A 4,184-nucleotide genomic window follows, 5' to 3' on the forward strand; every position below is an offset into this window, starting at 1 on the left:
GGGTCTCAATTTTCAGCCCGGAACCATCGGGGAAATGGCAAGAGACTATCATCTTACCTCAGTTCTATCTGCTTGAATTCAGCTCTGCCGGCAAATACTTGTTCAATACAAACATCTTCGGTAGCCGTGATTTGTGGCTATGGCCCAGACCGGAAAAATTGTCTGACCGGTCGATGAATTATCTTCACTTGCCGCACCTGATGGCCGCATCAACAGCGAGGCTTGACTCATCAATAGTACTCAAACATGAATTCCCTGTAGATAAGCCGCTGTTCAGTCCGTCTGACAGCCACTTACTGGTCAGTTGTCCACCCGATAGGGTCTACATCTGGGGGAAGAACGAGGCAGGAGCATGGTCAATTCAAACCATCACCGATCAATGCGCCCGAACCACCAAACCCAGCTTTAGTCTGTCCGGCCTGCATGTGCTGACTTACACCCATTCGATGGCAAGCATCCATGGGCGCAGTCAGCAAAATGACTGGCCACTCAAGGGGGTTATCAGGCAAGAGGGTATTCTGGAAGCCTACTTCAATCCACTATCAGAGCATGAAGTGGTGGTCCTTAGCCACCCTGAGAATTACCACATCATCCCAGACATCACTCTGACAGTTTGGGAAATAAGAGATGCTGCCAAGCAGGATTAAAGGCAATGATCTGCCAAAAACAATACACTCTCTCAGTTTTTGCTAGCCTTACTCTTGCTTGCAGTGAAAATCCAGGAATAAGTCAGGTGTCGTACTGTCTTGCACAGGGACTTGCAGCGAAACTTGCAGCGAAACTTGCAGCGAAAATAGTGTGGCATTTTCCCTTGTGCCGGGTGAGCGAAAAGTCAGTTGATAAATTCCCCATCCATACCAGTCATGGGAATTTGGGAGGCATTGCTTGAACATTTCCGTTATGCCTGCTTCGCAAACGGCGAATGCAGACGACAATAATAATGGTGATAATATCTGCCCTATCTGCCACGGAGTATTTGGTTCTCACATTGTGCGTACCCAGTGCGGCCACCGCTTTGACCTGGATTGCATTACCCAGTGGTTTAACACCCTTGAACTTGAAGACCGGACGTGCTGTTATTGCCAGTCAACTGCCCTGCCCCTTGTCATGGAATCTGCAGAGCCCGATGAACCTAACCCCTATGTGCAGGGCACTAACGGCAGCCTTTAACGGTGACGCAACGGCACTTGTGGCAATCCTGCTGGAGCAAGGTGCGCCGGTTGATGCCCCGCAACGTGGCGGCTGGACAGCCCTGATGGTGGCGGCCCGGGAAGGACATCTCCCAGTGGTGGCTTATTTGCATGAGCACGGGCCCGGATCGACGGTATACACGACAATGGTGATCGACCCTGGATTGGACAGCCTTGATTGCAGCCGCCGGGAACGGGAATCTGTCGGTCGTGAAATACCTTCTGGAACACGGGACAAAGGTCCATTCCACCTTCGGCAAATCCGGTAAACTCAACGGCAATACAGCCCTGCGAGTGGCTGCTGAAAATGGACACGACGACATCGTCCAGATCCTTCGGGAATATGGTGCTGTTAGTGAGGACAGCGCCCCCGGTGAGCCCTGATATACTTCATTCCCGCCAACCCCGGGCCGGGATGCTTCCGGGTACTGCTATACGACACAACATATTCATTTAGTGTCTGAACTTCCGGTAATCCAGTGCCGACAAAACCCTGAAACAGCCAGTAGGCTGCCCGGGAACTTCCTGAACCCTGGCCTGTCCATAAATCTGACATTCAATGGTTGTCAAAGCACTCGAAATGCTGGAAATAACTCGATCGATAACTGGGGTACGACAATGAGCAATCCTCTGTCTTCAGGCGCTTCGATGATACCTGTCAATCCGCCTCAACAAACTACCCCCTCCCTGCCCCCTACTGCGCTCCCGGAGGCAAGCCCCCAGAAACACCCCCCGCAAATACAACCCTCGCAGATACAACCTTTGAGGGAAAGAAGGATTACTGAACTGCCTCCCGAACTGTTGGTCATCATTTTTGACTACCTGGAATTCGATGATATCCGGCGCGTCAATGCAACCTGTCTGGCATTTCGGGATGTGGTTAAAGAATTCAATTACATTCAGGAACTGTCTTATTATGCCCGACTTCCCCGAAGCTTTCGGGAACAGTACCAGCAAAATGCCCCCTGGCAGAAAAAATGCCTGGGTTCGCATCCATTTGCCTCTTCAGCACCATTCAACAACAAAGTGATACCGTTCAGGGACAGGATAGTAAAGAACCTTCCGCAGATGCCCGCACTACTATGCCTTGACACCTTGGGGGAGATGGAAAAGCGCCCGGCTTACCGGCTGGTTGCGCGACACAAGGTCTCTCTCCCTGTACGTGAAATAAGGGCTCCATATTCTCCCATGACCGGCGCTACTCTTGATGTTCGCCTCAGCCCGTCCAGTCGTCATATGTTGTTTTATGGCCGTCTTTTGGATGACTCCCGAATTCTGGCCAGGGATGACCAGGGGCGATGGGCAGAAGAGCCACTGAATTGGTCCGATAACCGCGGCAGTCGGGTAATTACCGAGGCAAGTTTCAATGCTTGCACCAATCGCCTGTCAACCTGCAGTCGTGAGGGTTACGTTAACACCTTGCAACCTGCTAACAGCTGTTGGGAAGAAGTCGGCAAGGAAAGCTTGCCGGATCAGATGGTCAAATTCAGCCCTTCAGGGAAATATATGGTGACCTGTGAGGTGGGCGATCCGGTAATCGTCTGGCGCATGAATGCAAATAATAATAATGGTTGGCTGAAAATGGAGGTTTCCGGCCTCTTCCCCGGAGTACTGCTGGTTGGTGGAATCCAGTTCAGTCCATCAGAGCGGTACCTGGCACTGCGCATGGTGAATAAAACGACCATATTATCTCTGGATGATCGCGGAGTCTGGTCAGCACAGCATTCAATATTAGCAACATGGGGCAATGATTATGCCTACTTCAGCCCAGAGGAAGATCAGCTTCTGGTGCTTGTTGGCAAAAATTCTTACAGTTCCGGACGGGTCTCAATTCACAGCCCGGAACCATCGGGGAAGTGGCAAGAGACGGTGATCTTCCCGGAGTTCCTTCCGCTTCAATTCAGCTCTACCGGTAAATACCTGTTCACTAAATCTAATACAATTGGTGGTCCGATGCCTTGCGAGGATTTGCTGCTATGGCGCAGACCGGAAAAATGGTCTGACTGGTCGCTGAACCAGTGTCCCTCGCCGGAGTTGAGTTTCCCATCAAGGCTTGAATCAGCAATAAGGCTCAAGCATGATTTCGCTGTGAAAAACGCGCTATTCAGCCCGTCTGACAGTCAAGTGCTGACCACCAGCTATGGTGCGGCCAGCAAAATCTGTATCTGGGAGAAGAGCCTGGCAGGGACATGGTCAATGCAAACCATCACCAGGGAGTACACCCCAGCCTTCACCAGCTTTAGCCTGTCAGGCCTTCATGCACTGACTTGCAACGATCACATGGTAGGAATCCTGGGGCGCAACGATCAAAAGCAATGGTCACTCAAGGGGAGTATCAGGCAAGACGGTATCCAGATGGCATACTTCAATCCAACATCAGAGCATGAAGTGGTGGTCCTGAGCTGCACTGAGAATAACAACATCACAAACATCACCCTGACAGTTTGGGAATTAACCGATGCTGGCACGCCGGATTGAAGGCAAAACGTATTTTGAAGCCTTCACAACCTGATGATCTCGCCCTGCGTGGAAATGCGGGCTGCCCCGGGAACTTTCTGGCCTTTGGCCGGTCTGTTAACGATGTGAGTCTACCGGTAATCACTCGTTAAGAATAGGACACGTCAGTGAGCAACCCTCTCTCTGCAGCAGCCACCAGCTTTGCGATGGTGCCATATTGGCCTGAAAATCAACCTGCCAAAACACCTTCCAATTACCCGCCTACTGTCGTATTCCCGAGGGCTAGCCCGAAAACATTTCACGCGCAAACACCCCCCGCGCAAACACAACCACTGCGGCAAAGAAGTATTACTGAACTCCCCCCGGAACTTTTGGTCAGCATATTTGACTATCTGGAATTCGATGATATTCGCCGCGTAAATGCCACCTGTCTGGCATTTCGGGAAGTGGTTAAAGAATACAATTATATTCATGAACTGTCGTATTTTGCCCGGCTTCCCCGAAGCTTTCGGGAACAGTACCAGCAAACTGCCCTGC

The 4,184-nt window shown here is 51.2% G+C and carries 6 protein-coding genes; all 6 read left to right on the forward strand.

Features of this window, described 5'->3' with window-relative positions:
- On the forward strand, nucleotides 1–647 hold a 647-nt coding region (locus KDK14_RS11485), incomplete at its 5' end, for a hypothetical protein (RefSeq protein ID WP_257265259.1).
- A gap of 238 nt (nucleotides 648–885) precedes the next feature.
- A complete protein-coding gene (locus KDK14_RS11490; RefSeq protein ID WP_257265260.1) occupies nucleotides 886–1,170 on the forward strand; it encodes a hypothetical protein in 285 nt (94 codons plus the stop codon).
- On the forward strand, nucleotides 1,127–1,459 hold the full coding sequence (locus KDK14_RS11495; protein WP_257265261.1) for an ankyrin repeat domain-containing protein: 333 nt from the start codon (nucleotides 1,127–1,129) through the stop codon (nucleotides 1,457–1,459). Before KDK14_RS11490 ends, KDK14_RS11495 begins: the two co-directional genes overlap by 44 nt.
- The gene (locus KDK14_RS21750) at nucleotides 1,365–1,574 is read left to right on the forward strand and encodes an ankyrin repeat domain-containing protein (RefSeq protein ID WP_373691068.1); all 210 of its coding nucleotides are present in this window, start codon (nucleotides 1,365–1,367) and stop codon (nucleotides 1,572–1,574) included. Before KDK14_RS11495 ends, KDK14_RS21750 begins: the two co-directional genes overlap by 95 nt.
- A 234-nt stretch (nucleotides 1,575–1,808) precedes the next feature.
- The gene (locus KDK14_RS11500) at nucleotides 1,809–3,668 is read left to right on the forward strand and encodes an F-box protein (protein ID WP_257265262.1); all 1,860 of its coding nucleotides are present in this window, start codon (nucleotides 1,809–1,811) and stop codon (nucleotides 3,666–3,668) included.
- 146 nt (nucleotides 3,669–3,814) lie between these two features.
- The coding region (locus tag KDK14_RS11505) for an F-box-like domain-containing protein (RefSeq protein WP_257265263.1) at nucleotides 3,815–4,184 on the forward strand (370 nt) is incomplete at its 3' end.

The sequence above is a fragment of the Endozoicomonas sp. ONNA2 genome (genome assembly GCF_024606365.1).
GTDB lineage: Bacteria > Pseudomonadota > Gammaproteobacteria > Pseudomonadales > Endozoicomonadaceae > Endozoicomonas.